This is a genomic window from Streptococcus mitis (assembly GCF_047462815.1).
GTDB classification, from domain to species: domain Bacteria; phylum Bacillota; class Bacilli; order Lactobacillales; family Streptococcaceae; genus Streptococcus; species Streptococcus mitis_DO.
On record NZ_JASHFB010000004.1, the window covers coordinates 122,300 to 144,531 of the forward strand.

Below are 22,232 nucleotides of genomic sequence, written 5' to 3' on the forward strand. Positions count from 1 at the left end.
GAGGTTCCCCATGTACTTTCCAACATCCTCTGCCTTGATTGAATTTCTCATCTTGGCCGTACTGGAGCAGGGTGATTCTTATGGTTATGAGATTAGCCAGACCATTAAGCTGATCGCTAATATCAAAGAATCTACACTCTATCCTATCCTAAAAAAATTGGAGGGCAATAGCTTTCTGACAACCTATTCTAGAGAGTTCCAAGGTCGCATGCGCAAATACTACTCCTTGACAAATGGTGGTATAGAACAGCTCGTGACCCTAAAAGATGAATGGACACTCTATACAGACACCATCAATGGCATCATAGAAGGGAGTATCCGCCATGACAAGAACTGAATACCTGACTCAGCTAGAACTTTATCTCAAAAAACTGCCTCAGGCTGACCAAATTGAAGCCATGGACTATTTCAGGGAACTCTTTGACGATGCTGGAGTCGAAGGAGAGGAAGAACTCATCGCTAGCTTGGGAACTCCCAAAGAAGCGGCCCACGAAGTTCTCTCCAATCTTCTCGATAAAAAAATCAATGAAGCACCCGCACAAAAGAATAACCGACAAATTTTGCATGTCGCCTTGTTAGCCCTCCTTGCAGCACCCATCGGTATTCCTCTGGGAATCGCCATCCTCGTGACCCTGTTCGCAATCCTTGTGGCAGCCTTTACTGTCATCTTGGCTTTCTTTGCGGTTTCCATACTTGGTATCATCGGCGGATTCCTATTTTTAGTTGAAAGTTTCACTGTCCTCGCCCAAGCCAAATCAGCCTTTATCTTGATTTTTGGTGCTGGTTTACTGGCTATCGGTGCTTCTTCACTAGTCTTACTAGGTATTTCCTATGTAGCCCGCTTCTTCGGTCTACTCATTGTTCGCCTGGTACAATTTGTTCTCAAAAAAGGAAAGAGAGGTGACCAGCATGCGTAAATTGACAAAAGGATTTCTCATTTTTGGTGTGGTGACTACCATTATCGGCTTTATCCTGCTCTTTGTAGGAATCCAATCTGACGGGATTAAGAGTCTGCTTGCCATGTCCAAGGAGCCTGTCTATGATAGTCGGATGGAAGAGTTGACCTTTGGCAAGGAAGTCGAAAACCTAGAGATTACTCTCCATCAACACGCACTGACCATCACAGACTCTTTCGATGATCAAATCCACATTTCTTACCATCCATCTCTTTCTGCTCACCATGATCTTATCACAAATCAGAACGATAAAACGCTGAGCCTCACTGATAAGAAACTGTCTGAAAGTCCATTTCTCTCTTCTGGAATTGGCGGGATTCTCCATATCGCAAGCAGCTACTCTCGTCGTTTTGAAGAAGTTATTCTCCAATTGCCAAAAGGAAGAAGTCTAAAAGGGATCAACGTGTCAACCAATCGTGGACAAACTACCATCATAAATGCTAGCCTTGAAAATGCAACTCTCCATACAAACAGCTATATCCTCCGAATTGAAGGAAGTCGTATCAAAAACAGTAAACTCACAACGCCCAATATCGTTAATATCTTTGATACAGACCTTACAGATAGTCAGCTAGAATCAACAGAACATCACGTCCACGCTGAAAATATCCAAGTTCACGGCAAGGTAGAATTAACTTCTAAAGACCATCTCTCAATCACTCTGACGCAAAAAGAAAGCCAACGAATTAATTGGGATATCTCAAGTAACTATGGTTCTATCTTACAAGCAACAAGAGAAAAACCTGGATCAAAATACACAGAATTAAGTAACCCTTACAAAACTGAAAAAGCTGATGTCAAGGATCAACTCATTGCGAGAGCTGATGATGATATCACTCTAGTATCCATACCAAACAGGCGTTGACAAAAGCGCTTACATTTGCTACTATGGAAGCATATTTATCTAACTAAAAAGGAGGTTCTACCATGAAACAAGAATGGTTTGAAAGTAATGATTTTGTAAAAAGAACAAGCAAGAACAAGCCTGATGAACAAGCCCAAGATGTTGCAGACAAGGCTGAAGAAAGGATAGCCGATCTCGATACACCAATTGAAAAAAATACTCAAGTAGAGGAGGAAGTCTCTCAAGCTAAAGTCGAACTGGAAAGCCAGCAAGAAGAGAAAATTGAAACGCCTGAAAACGGTGAAGCGAGAACAGAAATAGAAGAAAAGAAAGCATTAGATTCTGCTGAGGAAGAGCAAGACCTTTCTAAAGAAACAGAAAAAGTCACTATAGCTGAAGAGAGTCAAGAAGCACTTCCTCAGCAAAAAGCAACCACGAAAGAGCCACTTCTTATCAGTCAATCCTTAGAAAGTCCTTATATTCCCGACCAAGCTCCAAAATCTACGGATAGATGGAAAGAGCAAGTACTTGATTTTTGGTCTTGGCTAGTGGAGGCTCTCAAATCTCCTACAAGCAAGCTTGAAACAAGTAGCACACACAGCTACACAGCCTTTCTCTTGCTCATTCTGTTTTCTGCATCTTCCTTTTTCTTTAGTATCTACCACATCAAACATGCTTACTATGGACATATAGCAACTATGCATAATCACTTCCCTGAACAATTTGCTTCATTAAATCTCTTTTCGATTATCTCTATCCTAGTAGCAACAACACTCTTCTTCTTTTCATTCCTCTTGGGTAGTTTCGTTGTGAGACGATTTATCCACCAGGAAAAAGACTGGACGCTAGAAAAGGTTCTCCAACAATATAGTCAACTCTTGGCAATTCCAATCTTCCTCACTGCTATTGCTAGTTTCTTTGCCTTCTTTGACAGCCTACGATTTACAGCTCTCTTGTGTGTGATTAGCATTGGAATCATTCTGCTTGCCAGTCTCCATATCATTACAAGACCAAGTCAAGCAAGTGAAACCGACTCCTTCTATCAATTATTCTTGTCTGTCCTTGTGAACGGAGTCATTATCCTCCTCTTCTTTGTAGCTGAAGTGGCACTGATTGGAGATTATCTCCGTATCTTGGCCTTTCTTTAAACTTCATACTCTTCGAAAATCTCTTCAAACCACGTCAGCTTCGCCTTACCGTAGATATATGTTCCTGACTTTGTCAGTCTTATCTACAACCTCAAAACAGTGTTTTGAGCAGCCTGCGGCTAGCTTCCTAGTTTGCTCTTTGATTTTCATTGAGTAGCAATCCTGTCTTTCATGGCAGGATTTTTTCTATGCCAAAAAGCAAGTCGATTGACCTGCTTCTGCTTTACTTTTCTTGTGCTAATGTTTTAAAATCTTGTCCTAGGATGGGTTGTACTTCTAATTGATTAGCATCTAGTTGGTGGTAAGATGCTGATGGTAGTGACTCTAGGAATTTTGCATAGCCCAAGCGAGCAATGGCTTCATAGTCTTCTGGTTTAGAGCCATCTCCTGTGATTTGAACCAAGTCAATTTCCCACTGGACTTCCTTATCCAGCAATTGCTCAATATAGGCTGCAGGAACAAATGGTTCTCTCGGTAACACTGTCTTGACTCCTTGAGCTAGATGGTAAACACCATGCACTTGCCCTTCTCCATCCTGATAGAAGGAAACTCTTGCAAAGTAGGCATCTGTCTCTTGAACCGCACGCACACGCGCTTCAAATTGAGCCAAGCCATCTTCCTCTAAAAAGCTTTTCAAGTCCTCATGACCAAAGAAAACAGGATTAAAAATTCCTTGGCAAATCGTAAAACGGGCTACAGTGTCTGCTAGATAGGCTTGAATACTTGCTCGGAAATAAGCTTCAAAGTCAAAACCATCGAGCCCCTCAATCTCAGTTCCTGTGTAAGCAAGCAGGGCATCTAAAAATGCTTTGATAATCTGCCAGTCTGTCTTTGTGAGTAGGTCAGGAAGATCGACACGATAGGCCTTTTGACCATCAGCATAACTGACCTTAAAGAGAAATTGTGATTGCCCCACTATCGCACACTCGATATACTCGAGACGATTAAGAGGCTGACGGAGATAGACAGCATCATAGCTATGTGACTCCAAACCATCTACCAAGGCCAAGATAGACTTGGCAGTCAAAATTTCCTGTTCTCCTAAAATGCTCTGTTTATTTGGAATAAAAAATGTTTTCGTCATAACTGGACTCCTTTGAAATCGTTTACATATAGTATACCCTATTTTTCTGAAAGATACAGAAACAAACTTTAGATTTTTGAGTAAAAAGCATAGAAGAGGCTGGGACAAGAGTCCGACCTCAAATATAAAAAGCAAACAAAACTAGTTTTCTGGCAATCAGAATTCTGCTTTATTCGCTTTTCACATTTAATTTTAGATTAGAAGAACTCAATAATTAAGATTTTCAAAAATTGAAATCTTTTTGTCCCAAACTCTTAATGTAGGTATTTTTGAACTTCCTCAAATGGCTTGCAGAAAGCAGTTGCCCGCCCACCTAAAGGATGGATCGATTTCCCAACAAGTTGTTCAGCATCTTCTGTTAGAGTCATGGTATCAAACGTTATTTTTCTTGTAGTTCTAACAGTTTCCCCATCAGGAGTCTGGGTTAAAGTTCGGTAATACTTAACAGTGTAACTTCGACGATAATCATCAGTCCATAGCTTAGCTGTTGCTATGATTTTCCCAGAATCCTCTCCAGTAGAGACTATTAGGACTCGCTGGACGTCCTCACTGTAATCTGGTGCAATTTTCCACTCCCCCTTTGCTCTGGTCAAGAGATCATCTAAAGATAAATCTTGAGTTTCAGAAATTTTTAGTATAAGTGTTTTATCCTTCATAGGATTTGTAGCCATATAAATCATCTCCATTCATATTATTTAAGTATATGATACCACAGAGAAACTTACATGTCAATTAAAAACTTTAAGTTTTTTATTAAATTTAATTTTTATAACAAAAATTGTGTTTCTGGTTTGCTATTTGAAACTGTATTAGACTAGAGCATGTTATCATTACAATAGAAGCTGGGAGAAAAGTCTAACCTTAAATATAAAAAGCGGACAAAAAGAGTTTTCTGACACTCAGAATACTCTTTTTGTTCGCTTTTTTGTCTAATCTATCGATTTTAAAAATTTATAATAAAGAATTCGTAAAATCAAAATCTTTTTGTCCCAGCCTTGATCTTATACAGTAGCTACTTGATCCAAGCTTTCACCGATAGTGGCTAGGCGCTCGATTACTTCAGCTTGTGTCAATTCATTTTCCGAAACATAGCGGTTACGTGGGTGAACACGGCACTCATGTGAGCATCCACGAAGGTACTTGTCTTCATTTTCTTCTGATGTCAAGATACGACGGTTACAGAATGGATTTCCACAGTTGACATAACGTTCACATGGTGTTCCATCAAACCAGTCTTTCCCTACGATGGTTGGGTTGACATGGTTGACATCTACGGCGATACGCTCGTCAAAGACGTACATTTTTCCATCCCAAAGCTCCCCTTGGACTTCTGGGTCTTTACCGTAAGTTGCGATTCCTCCGTGCAATTGGCCGACATCTTTGTAGCCTTCACGGACCATCCAGCCTGAGAATTTCTCACAGCGAACGCCACCTGTACAGTAAACCACGACACGCTTGTCCATGAATTTTTCTTTGTTGTCACGAACCCACTGTGGCAACTCACGGAAGTTGCGGATATCTGGGCGGATAGCCCCACGGAAATGTCCTAGGTCGTACTCGTAATCATTACGTGTGTCAAGGACAACAGTATCTTCGTCAAGAAGGGCTTCTTTGAACTCTTTTGGAGACAAGTAGGCACCTGTTGTTTCAAGTGGGTTGATGTCGTTGTCAAAGTCGTTGTCTTCCAAACCAAGGTGGACAATTTCTTTCTTGTAGCGAACAAACATCTTCTTGAAGGCTTGTTCATTTTCTTCGTCAATCTTGAACCAGAGGTCTTCCATGCCTGGGAGGCTGTGAACGTAGTCCATGTATTTTTGAGTTGTTTCATAATCCCCTGAAACTGTTCCGTTAATTCCCTCGTCAGCGACTAGGATACGGCCTTTAAGGCCGATTGATTTACAGAAAGCCAAGTGGTCTGCAGCAAATTGCTCTGCATTTTCAATTGGAGTATAAAGGTAGTAAAGTAAGACACGAATATCTTTTGCCATAAGATTTGTTCTCTTTTCTATTCTTAAATTTTCTAAATTTTTTATTTATCTATACTAGTATACCTGCTTAAGAAAACGAATGCAATTTATTTGACTGGAAATTTTAGAAGGTGGCCTGTCCCTGCACTTCATCAGTAACCATAGCGAATCGCCGACAATTCTCTCAATTTTTTGATTTGCTCAGCTTGACTTTCTGACAAAGTCAGCTTATTTTCAATCAACACACGTGAGATGTCAACATTCATTTGACTCAAAACAAATGGAGTCGAGGTCCCATCGTCCTTTAATCGTCTTTTATAAATCACTAACTGATTTTTCAAAGGAGCAAGTTGAGGCGTATTGTTTATACCTTCCAGTAGGTTATCTATGATAGTCATGGCTTCACAACGTCTTTCACTGCCTCCGGCAAACCATTTTAATGGTGTCATTCTTATTTTCCTCCTTAAATTAAAAAACGATCATTCCTAACCCTCGTGCCAGTATTTTACCACACCCTATGTAAAAAAGTCAGCAGAAATGGTAAGGTTGCTACAATATTATTAATCACATGCACCGCATAGGATGGATAAATGCTCTTGGTATAGCGGGTCAAACCGGCAAAGATGATGCCAGATGTTGCAAAGATGAAGATATCTAACAAACTAGGCAGGCTTGAAAAATGAGGAAGAGCAAATAAAATTGACGGAAGAAGCAAATCAAGGCCAAATCGCGAATGTTTAAAGAAGGCGTGTTGAAGTAATCCTCTATAGATTAACTCTTCCATCAGTGGCACTAGAAAGAACAGAGTTATATAGATACCGAACTCGGCAAAGTTGGTCCCACTATAACCGATCAATACGGCCCAACCTTCAGCAGTTGACTGAACATGTTTAGCTGTCTGAACGTTAAAAGAGATCTGGAGCACTACCACTAATACTGTCAAAATCAAAAACCAAAGCCATTTTTTTCTTGGAATGCGAAAGAGATAGCCGTGGCCTGTCTTAAACAGAATCCAAATCATGACTCCGCTAAATAGCAAACTCAAGATATTTCGAATCCAGAAAAAATTTCCTACCTGAGAAGAAAATTGCCAATAGTTTTGAATGATAAGGGTCAGCTGAGAAAGTCCAAATACAAAAAATAGGTAAGACAAGACAGCACTTATTTTGAAGAGAAGCTGATACTTTTTCATGTGATCCCTCCTTTGTAAACTCGGAACATCTCTAATATAAGCCATATTTCCTCAAATTCTTGCTCTAAATCCTAAATAGTGCTTGATATTTCCTAAATGGTTAAAATAAGAAAAATGAGAGAACAGGAATAGCTATGTCTTTATTTCAAAAAATCACTGCCTTCCCCAGATAAGTCTGAGGAAAACAGTGATTCAATTTTTAGGAATTAGGAATGAATACACGAAATCAATTGATCTTATGATTTTTTATTTTTCAAAAATTCGTCGTATTGTTTTTGCATTTCGTTCAATACTTTTTCGTAGGCACCTTCAGATTTCAATTTTTCCATCAATTCTGGAATAGCTTTATCTGGGTCTACAGTACCAGTGTTGATAGCTGTATCGAATTGTTGCATTGTGTTAGAGATAGCTGAGATTTCAGATTTCACATTGTCAGTGTTAAAGATGAATCCAAGCGCTGGAGATTCTTTAGCTTCAGCCAATTGTTTCTTAGAATCTTCGATTTGTTGATCTGTAACGTTTTCGTTGATGTACAGGATCCAGTTGTTACCAGTGTTCCATCCACCCATGTGAGTGTTTCCTTTGTAGCCATCAAGGACGCGTACACGATTTTCTTTACCTGCAATTTTTTCCCAGTTCTTGCCTTCTGGACCATAAACAAGACCATTCAAGAGTTCTGGGTTAGTGTTCAAGAGGTTCAACACTTCCATTGATTTTTCTTTGTTCTTAGAGTTGTTTGAGATAACAAAGTTAGCAACTTGTGTTGTTTGGTTTTTCTTGATGAAGTTAGTAATTGGTTTGATTTGAATATCTTTATTCGCAACACGTGAAAGCAAGCTGTTACCGTAGTCAGCTGGTCCTACTGTTTCTTCACGAACGAACCAAGTATCTTGTTGAAGTTCAAATGAAGTATCGCTTGTTGCTACGTCTTTTGGAATGTAGCCAGCTTCATAGAATTTGTGGAGAGTCTTCAAGTGTTCTTTGAAACGAGGCACTTCATAACGGTTTACAATCTTAGTAGTATCTCCTTCAAGGTCGATAACGAATGGAAGTCCATTTGGAACTGGGTAGTCAAAGTTATCAGATGGGATGAAGTTCTTAGTAACCGCAAATGGCACTACATCTGGAGCTTTTTCTTTGATTTGTTTCAAGACTGGTTCAAGTGTTTCATATGAAGTGACACCTGAAATATCGATACCGTATTTAGCAAGAAGAGTTCCGTTGAAGGCGAAGTTTTGAGATGATGCAACGTTGGCTGCAACTGGAACTGCGTAAATTTTACCGTTAATGCTGTTACCTTTGATGTAAGCTGGATCAAGTGCTTTGTAAAGGTCTTTACCTTCTTTTTTGTACAATTCTGTCAAGTCAGCATAGGCACCTTTTTGAGCATTTACAACATAGTTAGATGCAAATGCGATATCATAGTTTTCACCAGATGATGTGATAACAGACATTTTCTTATCATAGTCACCCCATCCAAGGTATTGGATATCCAATTTAGCACCAACTTTTTCACCGATGATTTTGTTAGCATTTTCTAGCAATTCATCCAAGTTATCTGGTTTGTCACCAATTTGGTACATTTTGATAACAGTCTTATCACCTGAAGCTGAGTCAGCAGCCTTTTTGTTACCTGAAAGGTTTCCACAAGCAGCGAGACCAGCAGCCAAAGCGACTACACTAGCAGATGCAAAAGCATATTTTTTCCAGTTTTTCATGACAAAAACTCCTTTTTTTATTTTTAAACTTATAAACAATGTAATGATCTTATACTCAATGAAAATCAAAGAGCAAACTAGGAAACTAGCCGCAGGCTGCTCAAAACACTGTTTTGAGGTTGTAGATGAAACTGACGAAGTCAGTAATCATACCTACGGCAAGGCGACGTTGACGCGGTTTGAATTTGATTTTCGAAGAGTATTAACTTCACACAAGGGAAGTTAGGAACTGAGAAATAGTATTTCTCAACAAGTACTATTCTTTCACACCACCGATAGTCAAACCTTTTACAAAGTAGCGTTGGAAGAATGGATATAAAATCGCGATTGGAAGGGTTGCGACCACAACCATGGCCATACGTCCTGTTTCTTTTGGAAGAGCAACTCCCAGTTGACCAGATAGGCCGACTGCTTTGGCGATGTAGTCCATATTTTGTTGGATTTGCATAAGCAAATATTGCAATGGATACAAGTTGTCACTCTTGATATAAAGAAGGGCGTTGAACCAGTCATTCCAGAAACCAAGAGCTGTTAAGAGCGTGATGGTTGCGATACCTGGTAGTGACAATGGCAAACAGATTTGGAAGAAGATTCGGGCTTCACTGGCACCATCTATACGAGCGGATTCAAGAATGGCTTCTGGGATGGTCTTCTTAAAGAAGGAACGCATCAAGATGATGTTAAATGGTGAGAGAAGCATTGGAACAATCAAGGCCCAAACTGTATCACCAAGTTGAAGCAAACGAGTGACCACGATATAGCCCGGTACCAAACCAGCGTTGAACAACATACTAAGAAGGGCAAAAATCGTAAAGAATCTGCGATACTTAAAGGTTGTCCGTGAGATGGCGTAGGCATAGGTTGTTGTGATAAAAACGTTTGTGATAGTCCCCACCACTGTTACAAAGACTGAGATGAAGAGGGCTTGGAGAATTTTATCCTTAAACTGTGCCAAGAACTCAAAACCGTCTAGGCCAAATTGGGATGGGAAGAAGCTATATCCATTTTGGAGGATACTCTTTTCATCTGTCACCGAAATAACGATAACGAAGACAAAGGGTAGGATACAAGAGAGGGCAATCAAACCAGAAATGGTACTGAAGAAGATATCTGCTTTCTTACTGAAGGAGTGAATGCCGACATTATCAATTTTTTCTTTTTTAATTTTCTTTTCTGCCATATTCTCCTCCTTTCTAGAACAAGGCTGAGTTTGGATCAACTCGTCTTGCAAGTAAGTTTGATAGGATAACCAAAAGCAAACCGACTACTGATTGGTAGAGACCTGCCGCTGAAGCCATCCCGATATCCGCTGTCTGAGTCAATCCGTTATAGACATAAACATCCAAGACGTTGGTTACGTTGTAAAGCTGACCAGCATTGTGTGGGATTTGGTAGAAGAGACCGAAGTCTGCACGGAAGATATTTCCGACTGCAAGGATGGTCAATACGGTTACCAATGGTGTCAACTGCGGAATGGTTACATTGCGAATTCGTTGCCATTTGCTAGCCCCGTCCACTGTTGCTGCTTCGTAGTAGGTTGGATCAATTCCCATGATTGTCGCATAGTACATGACACTGCTATATCCAAAGCCTTTCCAGATACCTAGGAAAAGTAGGAGATATGGCCAGATGCCTAAGTCAGCGTAGAAATTGATTTCTTTGAGACCAAGAGTTTCCAATAAATGGTTGAAGACCCCTTTATCAATGTTTAGGAAGGCATCTGTAAAGAAACTGATGATAACCCAAGACAAGAAGTAAGGGAACAACATAGAAGTTTGGAAGATCTTAACCATTCTCTTAGAACGGAGTTCACTGAGGATGATGGCAATTCCTACAGATACAATCAAACCAATAAAGATAAAGCCGAGATTGTAGAGGACAGTATTTCGTGTGATAATAAAGGCGTCTTTTGAACTAAATAAGAATCTGAAATTATCGAGTCCGACCCATTTACTATTCATGATACTATCTATGAAACCATTACTGGTCATGTGGTAGTCTTTGAAGGCAACCACGTTCCCAAATACTGGAATGTAGAAGAATAGAATCAACCAGAGTGCCCCTGGTAAAACCATCAAGAGAAAGATCCAGTTGTCTCTCAAGGTTTTTGAAAACTTATTCATAATTTCCTCCCTTTTTTATTTTGATATCCGTCTAAAAATTCCTTTTTAGACTTTTGATAACGATTACATTATTAGTATACTCCTATTTGCAGGTTAGGTTAAACTACTAATTATAGAAAAAACTCCACAAATTATTTTATGTGGAGTACTTTTTTAAGAAAGGGATGTTTCACGAGAAACACTCTGAGTAAGAGCACAGTGTTCTTGTTTTTAGGTCGTGTAAATGGTTGAAGCTGTCGCAATAGTATGCCACTGGTTGGCTGTTGTCGCTGCGAAGTTCTTGTTTGCGTAGAAGTCAGTAAATGGTAAGATTTCCACTTCTAACTCGTCGATGCGGTCAAGCTGACCTGCCAGATAAGCCTCTATACGACTTTCTGCTCGCTTGATGCGTTGCAAGAGTCCGCCCATACGGATGTCAACCGTATCCAAGCCAAAGACCTTGTTTTCCTTCAACCATTGATGGCTAAAGAGGGCATGGAAGTCTTCAATTTGGCTTCTGAGTTCTGGTAATTCTTGTCTTGCGATTTCTTGCAGACTTTCCTTATCGTTTATTTTATAGGCCTGACGAATGCGTCTTCCCACATCCACTTTGCTACTTAAAATAGCATTCAACTGGGCCTGAGTTTCAAAGAGGTAAGCATAATTTCCTGCTTTTTCTTTAATGTCAGCAAGCGTCTCAGCAGCCTGAGCGAAGTGTGGCTTATCCTGTTCAGGTGTCATGTGTCGGTCAAGAATCGGACAGAGAACATCCTGATAAAAGACATAGCGGTTGGGATTGATACCGCTGAGATTACCTGGTAGGTCTGGTAAGAGATTAGCAAGGTCAATATGCATAAAATCTTCAACCGATAAACCTGTATTGGTCTGGAAGTGAGCAGACAAACGGTCTAGGTCATTGCGGTAGCTGAGTTCTGCCCAGATTTGCAAGCTTGGTAGGATAGAGAATTGGGCTGTTTCACCACCATTATCCCCCCAACCTGTTACAATGACTTCTTTGATGTCATTGGCACGACAGGCTTTATTGGCTTCAAGAGCGATGAGATGGCTGAAATGGTTGTTGGGTGTGAAACCAATCCACTTCCAAGCTCCCCCTGCAAAGGCAAGGTCATGGCTAATCTTGTGATGGTTGCGGAAGTTGCGATTGTATTTCTCCTCGCTATCCTGATAATAGTCCCAGTAAACCAAAGTCACTCGGTCTTTGAGACGGTCTAGGTAGACACGAGTTTCTTCTGGAATTTCCACATCACGGTCGTACTGGCCATCTGCTGACATAAGTTTAAAGAACATATCGCTCCACATCTGGCAGTGGAAACTATATTTGTCAGCAATATCCAACACGCGCTCCAAGTGTTGGCACATGAGGAGACTACGATCCACAACACCGTTCAGAATCAAGTAGCGTCCCAAACCAACCAAGTGGGCTTCGTCCATCCCGATATTGACCTTGCGAGTTTGTAGTTTAGATAGAGTAGCAAACATGCCATCAATCAGGTTATAGACCTTTTCTTCGCCAATGAGAAGAATATCCTCCACATCACGGAGCTCCTGGACTTCTTTGACACCCCATTTGACGAAGGCTGACAAGTGGGCCAAGGTCTGGATGCAAGGCACAAAGGTCATGTCAAACTGCTGGGCATAGGTTTCGACTTCCTGCAATTCCTCAGCTGAGTAGGCTCCACGGAAATAGCCAAAGTAAGGCTGCCCTTCAATCTGGTAGGTATCTTCCATGTAGAGCTCAAAGGTTGAGTAGCCCATGAGAGCCAAGACCTCAATCATCTGCTTGGCAGAAGCCACATTCAGCACCGCATTTCGCGAACAGTCAGCCATGTAGGCTAAATCTTCATAAGCCGCTTGTTCTTCAATCTCTACCTTGTCACCTTCTGCTATAACTGTTGCCAACAAGGACAAGGCACGATAGAGTTGGTGGGGTTTGCGGTAAGTTAGTTGATAGTGGCCACCCTCACCCTTGATAGAGATAGAGGCTTTGTCAGACTGAGCGACAGCTACCTCTACATCTGGTAGAAAAATGTGTTTTTTTAATACTTCAATAGCTTGCGCTTGTTTGTCACTAATTCCTGTAAATCTTACCATTGGTTTTCCTCCTGTAGCCAGTTGACAAGGGCACCGTAGAGATTAGCATCTGCATGATAGGTGCAGGCTTGGATGACTGGTGCGACCGTGTATTCTTCGTAGGTCTCGACAAAGTTATCTACAGCTTCCTTGACACCTTGGATAAAATCTGGATTTTGACTGATAGAGCCTCCCAGGCTAATGACATCTGGGTCGATGAGATACTGAATATTGAGCAAGCCTTGCGCCAGATTACGGTTCATGCGCTCAATGGCTTCTTGACAAAGGGCATTTCCTGCTTCGGCCTCTTGGTAAATCTTGCGACCGTCCCAATCAGTCTGACCAGATTTTTCAATCACGTAGCGTACCATATTTCCAGTTGACGCTAGTTGCGACCAGTTGTTGAGCTTTTCGGCAGGAGCAAGGGTGGTCATGTAGCCAAATTCTCCACCCAAGCCATGGCGTCCTCGGTGAAGTCTACCGTTGATAATCATGGCTCCGCCAATCCCAGTCCCAATCACGACACAGGCTGCATTTTCAAGTTCTGGATGGGCCAGTAATTCACTGAGTCCAACGCAGTTGGCATCATTTTCCAGATGGACAGGAATCTGATAAGAGCTAAGCGCCTCATACCAAGAAAAGCCGTGGATGTAGGGCACCGCACTGAAGCCATCAATCACACCAGTTTCTTGATTGACCGCACCTGGAACACTCATCGCAATCCCACTATAATCTTGTTCTGACAAGCGTTGGTCTAGCCAAGCTATTAAATCCTCTAAGTTTTCTGGTGTTGGGATACTTGTCTTATCCAATATTTTCCCATCAGGAGTCAGACTTGCAAACTTAATCCCAGTCCCTCCGATATCAATCGTTGCAATGGTCATTGTTTTTACCATAAAAAGGGGCGAATCAGCAGTTAGTTCTTACCTTTTCGCCCCTCCTTTCTTTTTATGTTTACTTTTTGAAATTAAATTTCTTCTTTTTTGATGAATTCTGTACGAATCTCTTGTGGTGAAATGAGACCTCTATGAACTGGGTATGGTCGTTCAAGTAGGTCAAGGAAGAGATGTTGACTTTCTGGTACACGCACATTTTCACTACACATATTGTAGTAACGAAGCACATAACCTTCTTCATTTTCAGCTACCTTAAAGGCTGTTGGACAGATTTGCGGTATGCTGAGAACAGAATGGCTCAAGAGGCTACCAGTCGCAACCACGCTTCCTTCTTGTTTAGCAAGCTGAAGGCTGGTAAATGGTGTCTGCAAGGCTTTAGCACGACGATAGGCTGAGAAGCGTTCTTGGGCTTGGTGGCATTCAAGCGCAAACTCGACTTCAAACTCACGCAAGCATTGTGCTTCTGGTGTTGGGAAGTAACCCCAGTCACCTAGCTCACCTGAGGCACGCAAAATAGTCACTGCAATGGTGTCGTCTCCAAGGATTTCGTATTCATTCAATCCCTTGTTGGATACAGTCACACCTTTTTCATCGTCATACAAACTAACAAAGGCTTGTTGGTGTTGAGGATTTTCAGGATTTTCCCATGAAGCAGCTGGTTTGTTTGGTCGTGTTACCACCTCATAGATGCTTTCAGAATCATTGCTTGGACGCGTGTTATGAGTCTTGACCAAGAGACGGATACGATGGTCTTTGGCAGTGTTAGTAAAGCGAATCTTGCAACGGATTTGTGGATTATCAACGAAGACAGTCATCTCAGTTTCCAGAGGAATGCTTGTCAATTCTTCTGAACGTCCAGCTTCACGCTTCATAAACTCGATGATACCTTTTTGCTCTTCTTCTAGCTTTTCATCCGCACTGACAGGCACGGTCAATTCATGTTTAAGCAAAATCTTAGCGTAGCGAGCTGTGTTTTCCAAGACCTCGTAGCCCTTAAGCTCTGCATAGATTGGCTCTGTTCCTTTTGGTTGGAAATAGATATACTCGTTTCCGATATCCCCACGGTCTTCGAAGCGGATAAAATCTTCATAGGCTTCGTGAGTTGTCTTGTCATAAACTGTGATAGTGTCATCCACACTCACCGTTACAAATGGGGTAGCAATCACTCCGTTTTGGTAAATACCGTCGCGGTGTTCTTGTTCTCCTGCCAGCAATTGGAAGGTTGTCCAAGAAAGCGGCGCTAGGTGAACTGGAATAGTCACGCGCACTTGTCGAGCGATACGAGCTTGGCGGAACTTGTCTTTTGGTAAATCATACTCAAAATTAGCCCCAAGATCCTCGATTTTAGCCTCTACAGGACGCCCATCCAAGTCCTCCACACGGTAACTTGGCAAGGTAAGAGCAGCCATCTTCTTGTATCCTTCTGTTGGGTGCAATTCCTTGAAATCACAAGTCGCCACATCAATCACTGTGCTGACAGTATCAACCTTATCATGCAAGCCTGTGTTAATGACAGTAAAGAGATAATCACTTTGAGCCTTAGCTGTAGCGATTTTGCCCTTCCACTCGTTGAGAAGATTGGTCTTAACAAAGTTTCCGACTTGGTTGACCTTGGCAAAACGAATTTCCATCTCGCGGTGAACTTCGTCCACGCTACAGCCACAGATACTATCATGTGGCGCATTCTGCAAAAGAGTTTTCCAAGCATAGGTCAACTGGTCCTTGTGGTTGTGGCCCCCAGTGATAATTGTCAAGGGTTCTACAACTTGCTCTAGGAGGTTGCTATTTTCTTGGAAGGCTTGTTTGAGATAAATACGAGATGAAGAAGTGTTGGCAAGTGTGTACCAGCCGTCTGTTTCCTGACTGGTCAACTCACCTGTAACCGTTGATAATTGCTCTGGTAGGGCACTTTCCACAGCTTGGACATATTCATCAAAAGAACTATGAACAAAGGTTACATCTGGGAAGAGTTCATTTGCCACACGAATGGCTTCACTCAGATTTTTCTGCACAGGCTGATGGTCACAGCCGTTCATCATCAACCACTGGTTGGTCGAAGCGTAGTCACGCACGTCTGCCAGTTTTTGTTTCCAGAAGGTCAAGGCCTCGTCTTTATCAACTGGAATTTCATTCCCATTACTATACCAGTTGGCAAAGAGGATGCCGAGGACACGACTTCCGTCCGCACCCTGCCAGTACATTTCTGAAAACTGGGAAGTAAACTGCTCATCTTCGAGGACTTGGTTGTCAAATCCAATCGGTTTCACACCACGACCGAAGGCTGCCACGTGAATGCCTGATTTTTGAAGGATTTGAGGCGCTTGTCCCATATTTCCAAAGGTATCTGGGAAGTAACCAATCTGGGTTGATTTGCCCCATTTTGCACATTCTGCTTGACCAATCAAGGTATTGCGGACGTTGGCTTCACTTGAAATCAAGTAGTCATCCTGCAAAATGTAAAAGGGACCAATTTTCAATTTTCCTTCGTCAATGTAGCGTTGAACTTTGTCACGATTTTCAGGGCGAATTTGCAAGTAGTCGTCAAGGACAATGGTTTGACCATCCAAGTGGAAGCTCTTGAACTCAGGGTCATTTTCAAAGAGATCAAAGAGATTGTCAAATAATTCCACCAACTGCATACGGTGGCTTTCAAAAGGCAAGTACCACTCACGATCCCAGTGACTATGTGAGATAATATGTACGACAACATTTTCCATGAAGTAAAACCTCATTCTAAATTTAAATTTTTATTGTTAACGTTTTAAATGTAAATTTGTGATTCTTTCCAAGAATCAGTTGCGCTAAAGCTTGTTTCTTAGCGAATATCCAAGTAATCCAAGACCAACTCACAGAACATCATATTGGCCCAAGAGAACCATTCACGTGAGTAGAGGGTCGGATCATCTACGTGGAAGCTTTCATGCATAACACCTGTACCACCATCGCAAGCAACCAGCTGATCCAGCAAGAATTTCTTCTCTGCCTTATCTCTTGTTGTCAAACCTTGTATAGACAGAGCGATTGGCCAGATATAGCGATAGAAGGTATGAGAACTTCCGAGACCGCTAGCGTATTCTCCTTGGTAGAAATATGGATTTTCCGGGCTCAGAATGGTACGACGAGTGGCTTGATAAACTTCATCATCGACTGAACAGTAGCCCAGATAAGGTGCAGCCAGCAGACTTGGTACGTTTGGATCATCCATGAGGCTAGCATTTCCCAAACCATCCACTTCAAAGGCATAAATCTTTTCGCCCTTGCTGTTGGTGGTGTAAGCGTAGTTTTCTATTCCTTCTTGGATTTCAGACTGGAGACGCTTAGCGTCTGTGATAACACTCTGGCTATCAGCTAGGTTTAATGCTGCAAAGATTTCTTGCACATAACCCAAGACTACTACAGCAAACATATTGGACGGAATCAAGTAACTATACTGACAGCAGTCATCGCTCGGACGAAAGGCTGACCAAGTCATACCTGTCACTGCAAAATCAGGTCCAAAGCCATCATTTACCAAGGTGTCTTCCTTGCGGTCCGTATCTCGGACAAAACGATAAGGAGAGTTGGTGTGGTCTTGTTCCACCGTCCACAGATGAAGAATTTCCTTAGTCGCTGCGACAAAAGTCTCATCAAACTGACTAGTATCGCCAGTCTCTTTCCAGAGGAGATAAGCCAGCTGCAAAGGATAGCAAAGTGAGTCCACCTCATACTTGCGTTCCCAAATCCAGCCATTAAGGTCAGTATGGTCTGTCTCATGGTGACCCTTCCAGTTTTCCTCGATGTTAAAGGAATTGGCATAGGGATCTTTGAGTACCAAGGCCATCTGACGTTTGACCAAACCTGCAATAGTCTGACGCAGGAGGGCATCTCTTTTAGCCACATGCAGATAGGGTCTGAGTTGGGCTGTCGAATCTCGAAGCCACATAGCAGGAATATCACCAGTGAGTACAAAGGTTGAACCATCTTCTAGGATTTCAACCGTATTGTCCAAGGTGTCTGTATAGCAACGCTCAAAGACATCCACCCACTCTGGATGGTCCTTAGCCCGCTCTGCTACTTCATCTAGCCATTCTCTAACAATTTCTTTTGAATAAATCATCGTGCAGTATCCTCTTTCAAACAAGTTTCATTTTCAGTATATAGCTTTTGAGACAGAAAATACATACACAAATGATAGTCATTTTTCTACAAAATAGTTATCTTTAAAACTCCTTTTCTAAAGGCCCTCTTTTTCTGATATAATGTAGAAAAACAGCTAAAGGAAAGACTATGAAACCACTACTTGAAACCATCGATACCCGCTTTGGAACTGCCAGCAAGCATGCCTTTTCTCGGGGAAATACCCTGCCATACACAGGCGTGCCTTTTGGGATGAATTACTTTGTACCCCAGACCAGTGACCAGGAGGGCTCTTGGTTTTTCGATCCGCATCTGCCTATCTTTCAGGGGATTCGATTAACCCACCAGCCCAGTCCTTGGATTGGTGACTACTCTTGGCTCCTTCTGACACCTGTCACAGGCCAACTGGGTAGAGACAGCCTCTTCCATCGTCAGTCTTCTTATGACATAGATAAGGCCTCTTTCCAACCTCATTATCTGAAGATTTTCTCCCTGCGCTATCAGATTGAAAGCCAGCTCACACCGACTTGCTACGGTGCTTCTATTCGTTTGGAGCAAAGGCAAGGCAAAGCCCTCTCCCTCTATCTTCACACAGCAGATGAGCTGACCGTGGAGCAAGTAGATAAGCGAACTCTTGCCCTGCGACAAGAAGGAAAAACTGAAACCAACAAAAATCCACTGATACTGTTCACATCCCTGCAAATGAATACGGATATTCTTGCTATCAGCCAAGAAGGTGAAGACTGGCGAATTGACTTAGCAAGTAGCCATGCTGAAATTCAGCTAGCGACTTCTTTCATCTCTCCTACTCAAGCACTGCTTAATCTACCTCAAGAAGATTTTGATAGCTGTAAAGCAAATGCCCAAGCGGACTGGGAAAATCTCCTCCATCGTTTTGATGTTATAGAGACAGGAGAGGCTGACCGAACCTTTTTTGACCACTGCCTCTACAGACTCTTCCTCTTTCCTCAGACTTTTTATGAGGTTGACGAATCAGGGCAAGCCATCCACAAGGATCTGGCTACTGGAACTATCAAGCCTGGTGTTCTCTTCAGCAACAATGGTTTCTGGGATACCTTCCGCACCACCTTCCCCCTCTTTGCCCTTATCATACCGGAGCATTATCGTCTCTTTTTAGAAGGTTTTCTCAATAGCTACCGCGATACTGGTTTCCTTCCAAAATGGCTGGCTCCAGATGAACGGGGCATGATGCCAGGTACCCTGCTAGATGGCATTATCGCAGATAGCGCCTGCAAGGACATGGCTCCAGATTTAGAGAAAGAACTCCTCCAAGCCATGCTGGAGACAGCCACCAAGTCCGACCCTCTCGGCATCAATGGTCGCCACGGACTAGCCCAATACCAAGAATTAGGTTATCTCTCTACCGACCACCACGAAAGTGTCAGTCACACTCTTGACTATGCCTATAGCGACTTTTGTATCTCCAGCTGTGCCAAAAAACTTGGTCAGAATGACATCGCGGAAACTTATAGAACTGCGTCACAAAATTACCGCCATCTATTTGATGCTGAGACAGGTTACATGCGAGCGCGAGACAATCAAGGAAACTTCCGTCCTGACTTCTCTCCCTATAGTTGGGGACGAGACTACGCTGAATGCTCTGCCATTCAAGCGACTTTAGGTGTCCTCCACGACATCCCATACTTAATCCAGCTTATGGGTGGAAAAGAAGCCTTTAGCAACTATCTTTTGAAGACTTGTCAGGAGGCCCCCCTCTTTGAGACAACAGGCTATGGTTACGAGATTCACGAAATGAGCGAAATGGCTACTGCTCCTTTTGGACAACTCGCTATTTCAAACCAACCGAGCTTCCATATTCCTTATCTCTTCCGTTACAGCAACTACCCTGACTACACTGCCCTTCTCATCAAGACTCTCCGTCAGAAAGCCTTTCATCCAAGCTGGCAAGCCTATCCTGGCGATGAAGACAATGGTAGTCTCTCTGCTTGGTACATCTGGTCAGCTCTCGGTTTTTATCCGACCTGTCCAGGAAAACCAAGCTATGATCTCGGAATCCCTCTCTTTGACCACCTCCGAATCTATCTCGCTAAAGAAGATAAATGGCTAGATATTCATACTGAGCAAAACCACAACCATTTTAACTTTGTCAAAGAATGCCGACTGGACACAACTCTAGTATCAACTATTCAACACCAAGACCTCCTAAAAGCTGATCAGCTAACCTTCACCCTCAGCTGGTTACCAAGTCAGCCGTCCACTTCCTGAAATACAAAAATCTCCTAGCAGACTTTCCTGCTAGGAGATTTTCTTATGAGAGGTACTTGCTTAAGCTTTGAAAATCGGATTTATCATCTGATGTTTATCAAACAATCTACCAATTAAGCTTCTTCGTCTTCTTTACGACGACGGCCTGCAAGACCAAGACCAAGTAATGCACTTGCGGCAGCTGCTACCATAGCTACAGTAGAATCTGCTGTACCTGTATTTGGCAATTCTTGAGCTACTTTACGCGCATTTGCTTGTGCTGATGCTGTTTGACCAGCATTAGCTGAACTTCCATTGTCTGCAGAAGGACGTTGTTTAAAGATATCTTTAGCTACGATTGTGTAAACTTTACCATCTTTAGTAATTACAGTTGCGTTTCCTGCTTTGTCGAAGATAACTTCTACTACATCAGCATTTGATCCTTTAATCTTAGCTTTTGCAGCTTCTTTTTCTGCATCTGTTAAGTTATTGAAGTCTGCTACTGTTTCTTTTTCGAAGTCAACGTTGATGTTTTCACCATTGTTCTTAGCTGCAACATCTTTAGCATCTTTAACTAATTGAGCTGCTGGAATTGTTGCTGTCTTACCTTCTGGAGTTGTTACTGTCGCATTTCCGTTTTCGTCTACTACTACAGTTGATCCTGGGTTGACTGCTTTAATTGATTCTTTAACTTTTTCAATTTCATCAGCTGTTAATTTAGCTTTATCTCCAACTAACACTCTAGTTGCTGGTGTATTTACACCATTTTGTTGAGTTGGATCAGTTAATTTATCTTCTGGAATTACTAAGTCAAGTTCTGGGATTACTAATACTGTTCCATCACCTTTAGTAACGATTACATCACCTTTATCATTTACTACTACAGTTGATCCTGGGTTTACATCCTCTACTGCTTTCTTAACTTTTGCTTTTTCTTCATCTGTTAAGTTAGCTGGATCTTTAACTACTGTCTTAGTTGCTGGTGTATTTGCTCCATTTCCTGCATTTGCTTTACCTGCGTCTGATGCTGACTTAGTTAAGTCTGTTGCTGGAATTGTTGCTGTTTTGCCTTCTGGTGTTGTTACTGTTGCGTTTCCTTTATCGTCTACTACAACTTTAGATCCTGGGTTTACTGCTTTAACTTTATCTTCGATCGCTTTCTTCTCAGCGTCTGTTAAGTTAGCTGGATCTTTAACTTCTACCTTAGCTGCTGGTGTGTTTACTGCATTTCCTGCATTTGCTTTACCTGCATCTGCTGCTGACTTAGTTACGTCTGCTGCTGGAATTACGGCTGTATTTCCTTCTGGTGTTGTTACTGTTGCGTTTCCTTTATCGTCTACTACAACTTTAGATCCTGGGTTTACTGCTTTAACTTTATCTTCGATCGCTTTCTTCTCAGCGTCTGTTAAGTTAGCTGGATCTTTAACTACTGTCTTAGCTGCTGGTGTGTTTACTGCATTTCCTGCATTTGCTTTACCTGCATCTGCTGCTGACTTAGTTACGTCTGCTGCTGGAATTACGGCTGTATTTCCTTCTGGTGTTGTTACTGTTGCGTTTCCTTTATCGTCTACTACAACTTTAGATCCTGGGTTGACTGCCTCAATTGCTTTCTTAACTTTTGCTTTTTCTTCATCTGTTAATTTGGCTGGATCTTTAACTTCTACCTTAGCTGCTGGTGTGTTTACTGCATTTCCTGCATTTGCTTTACCTGCATCTGCTGCTGACTTAGTTACGTCTGCTGCTGGAATTACAGCTGTCTTACCTTCTGGAGTTGTGACTGTCGCATTTCCTTTATCATCTACAACTACTGTTGCATCTGGATTTACAGCCTTAACTTTATCTTCGATCGCTTTCTTCTCAGCGTCTGTAAGTTTTTCTGGATTTGCTACTAC

At 42.0% G+C, this 22,232-nt stretch carries 18 protein-coding genes; 5 read left to right on the plus strand and 13 right to left on the minus strand.

The annotated features are described in order from the left end of the window. Positions 1 to 10 precede the first annotated feature (10 nt). From QM865_RS03460 to QM865_RS03475, 4 genes are all read left to right on the plus strand, one after another. The gene (locus QM865_RS03460) at positions 11 to 337 is read left to right on the plus strand and encodes a PadR family transcriptional regulator (protein ID WP_138700130.1); all 327 of its coding nucleotides are present in this window, start codon (positions 11 to 13) and stop codon (positions 335 to 337) included. After that, on the plus strand, positions 324 to 917 hold the full coding sequence (locus tag QM865_RS03465) for a DUF1700 domain-containing protein (RefSeq protein WP_000198702.1): 594 nt from the start codon (positions 324 to 326) through the stop codon (positions 915 to 917). Before QM865_RS03460 ends, QM865_RS03465 begins: the two co-directional genes overlap by 14 nt. Further along, positions 910 to 1,821, plus strand: a complete 912-nt coding sequence (locus tag QM865_RS03470) for a DUF4097 domain-containing protein (RefSeq protein WP_414306010.1) — start codon at positions 910 to 912, stop codon at positions 1,819 to 1,821. The genes QM865_RS03465 and QM865_RS03470 overlap by 8 nt, the downstream gene beginning before the upstream one ends. A 62-nt stretch (positions 1,822 to 1,883) precedes the next feature. Further along, positions 1,884 to 2,948, plus strand: a complete 1,065-nt coding sequence (locus QM865_RS03475) for a DUF6574 domain-containing protein (protein ID WP_414306011.1) — start codon at positions 1,884 to 1,886, stop codon at positions 2,946 to 2,948. A gap of 223 nt (positions 2,949 to 3,171) precedes the next feature. On the opposite strand, the gene QM865_RS03480 is transcribed toward QM865_RS03475, so the two are convergent. From QM865_RS03480 to QM865_RS03535, 12 genes are all read right to left on the minus strand, one after another. After that, positions 3,172 to 4,032, minus strand: coding sequence for a DUF4299 family protein (locus tag QM865_RS03480; RefSeq protein ID WP_265476535.1), 861 nt, complete (start codon positions 4,030 to 4,032; stop codon positions 3,172 to 3,174). Between the two features lie 254 nt (positions 4,033 to 4,286). Further along, positions 4,287 to 4,703: a hypothetical protein gene (locus QM865_RS03485; protein ID WP_265528703.1), complete on the minus strand. Its 417-nt coding sequence runs from the start codon at positions 4,701 to 4,703 to the stop codon at positions 4,287 to 4,289. Positions 4,704 to 5,033: 330 nt separating this feature from the next. Continuing rightward, complete coding sequence (locus QM865_RS03490) at positions 5,034 to 6,020, minus strand: rhodanese-related sulfurtransferase (RefSeq protein WP_265528702.1); 987 nt, start codon at positions 6,018 to 6,020, stop codon at positions 5,034 to 5,036. Positions 6,021 to 6,151: 131 nt separating this feature from the next. After that, positions 6,152 to 6,448: a bacteriocin immunity protein gene (locus tag QM865_RS03495; protein ID WP_414306012.1), complete on the minus strand. Its 297-nt coding sequence runs from the start codon at positions 6,446 to 6,448 to the stop codon at positions 6,152 to 6,154. A gap of 56 nt (positions 6,449 to 6,504) precedes the next feature. Continuing rightward, complete coding sequence (locus QM865_RS03500) at positions 6,505 to 7,191, minus strand: lysostaphin resistance A-like protein (RefSeq protein WP_414306013.1); 687 nt, start codon at positions 7,189 to 7,191, stop codon at positions 6,505 to 6,507. Between the two features lie 236 nt (positions 7,192 to 7,427). Then, positions 7,428 to 8,909 (minus strand): ABC transporter substrate-binding protein, encoded by a 1,482-nt coding sequence (locus QM865_RS03505; RefSeq protein ID WP_414306014.1) that lies wholly within the window; start codon positions 8,907 to 8,909, stop codon positions 7,428 to 7,430. A 256-nt stretch (positions 8,910 to 9,165) separates the two neighbouring features. Continuing rightward, positions 9,166 to 10,089, minus strand: coding sequence for a carbohydrate ABC transporter permease (locus tag QM865_RS03510; protein ID WP_000818351.1), 924 nt, complete (start codon positions 10,087 to 10,089; stop codon positions 9,166 to 9,168). A 13-nt stretch (positions 10,090 to 10,102) separates the two neighbouring features. Continuing rightward, positions 10,103 to 11,032, minus strand: a complete 930-nt coding sequence (locus QM865_RS03515; RefSeq protein WP_414306015.1) for an ABC transporter permease — start codon at positions 11,030 to 11,032, stop codon at positions 10,103 to 10,105. Positions 11,033 to 11,242: 210 nt separating this feature from the next. After that, positions 11,243 to 13,123: a beta-N-acetylhexosaminidase gene (locus tag QM865_RS03520; protein WP_414306016.1), complete on the minus strand. Its 1,881-nt coding sequence runs from the start codon at positions 13,121 to 13,123 to the stop codon at positions 11,243 to 11,245. Further along, positions 13,117 to 13,986: an ROK family protein gene (locus QM865_RS03525; RefSeq protein ID WP_414306021.1), complete on the minus strand. Its 870-nt coding sequence runs from the start codon at positions 13,984 to 13,986 to the stop codon at positions 13,117 to 13,119. Before QM865_RS03525 ends, QM865_RS03520 begins: the two co-directional genes overlap by 7 nt. Before the next feature lie 83 nt (positions 13,987 to 14,069). After that, complete coding sequence (locus tag QM865_RS03530) at positions 14,070 to 16,715, minus strand: alpha-mannosidase (protein ID WP_414306017.1); 2,646 nt, start codon at positions 16,713 to 16,715, stop codon at positions 14,070 to 14,072. 98 nt (positions 16,716 to 16,813) lie between these two features. Further along, entirely contained in the window at positions 16,814 to 18,094 is a 1,281-nt protein-coding gene (locus QM865_RS03535; RefSeq protein ID WP_414306018.1) for a glycoside hydrolase family 125 protein, read from the minus strand. A 170-nt stretch (positions 18,095 to 18,264) separates the two neighbouring features. On the opposite strand from QM865_RS03535, the gene QM865_RS03540 reads away from it, so the two are divergent. Further along, positions 18,265 to 20,361: a GH92 family glycosyl hydrolase gene (locus tag QM865_RS03540; protein ID WP_414306019.1), complete on the plus strand. Its 2,097-nt coding sequence runs from the start codon at positions 18,265 to 18,267 to the stop codon at positions 20,359 to 20,361. 113 nt (positions 20,362 to 20,474) lie between these two features. On the opposite strand, the gene QM865_RS03545 is transcribed toward QM865_RS03540, so the two are convergent. Beyond that, positions 20,475 to 22,232, minus strand: a 1,758-nt coding sequence (locus QM865_RS03545) for an LPXTG cell wall anchor domain-containing protein (RefSeq protein WP_414306020.1), incomplete at its 5' end; no start/stop codon positions are given.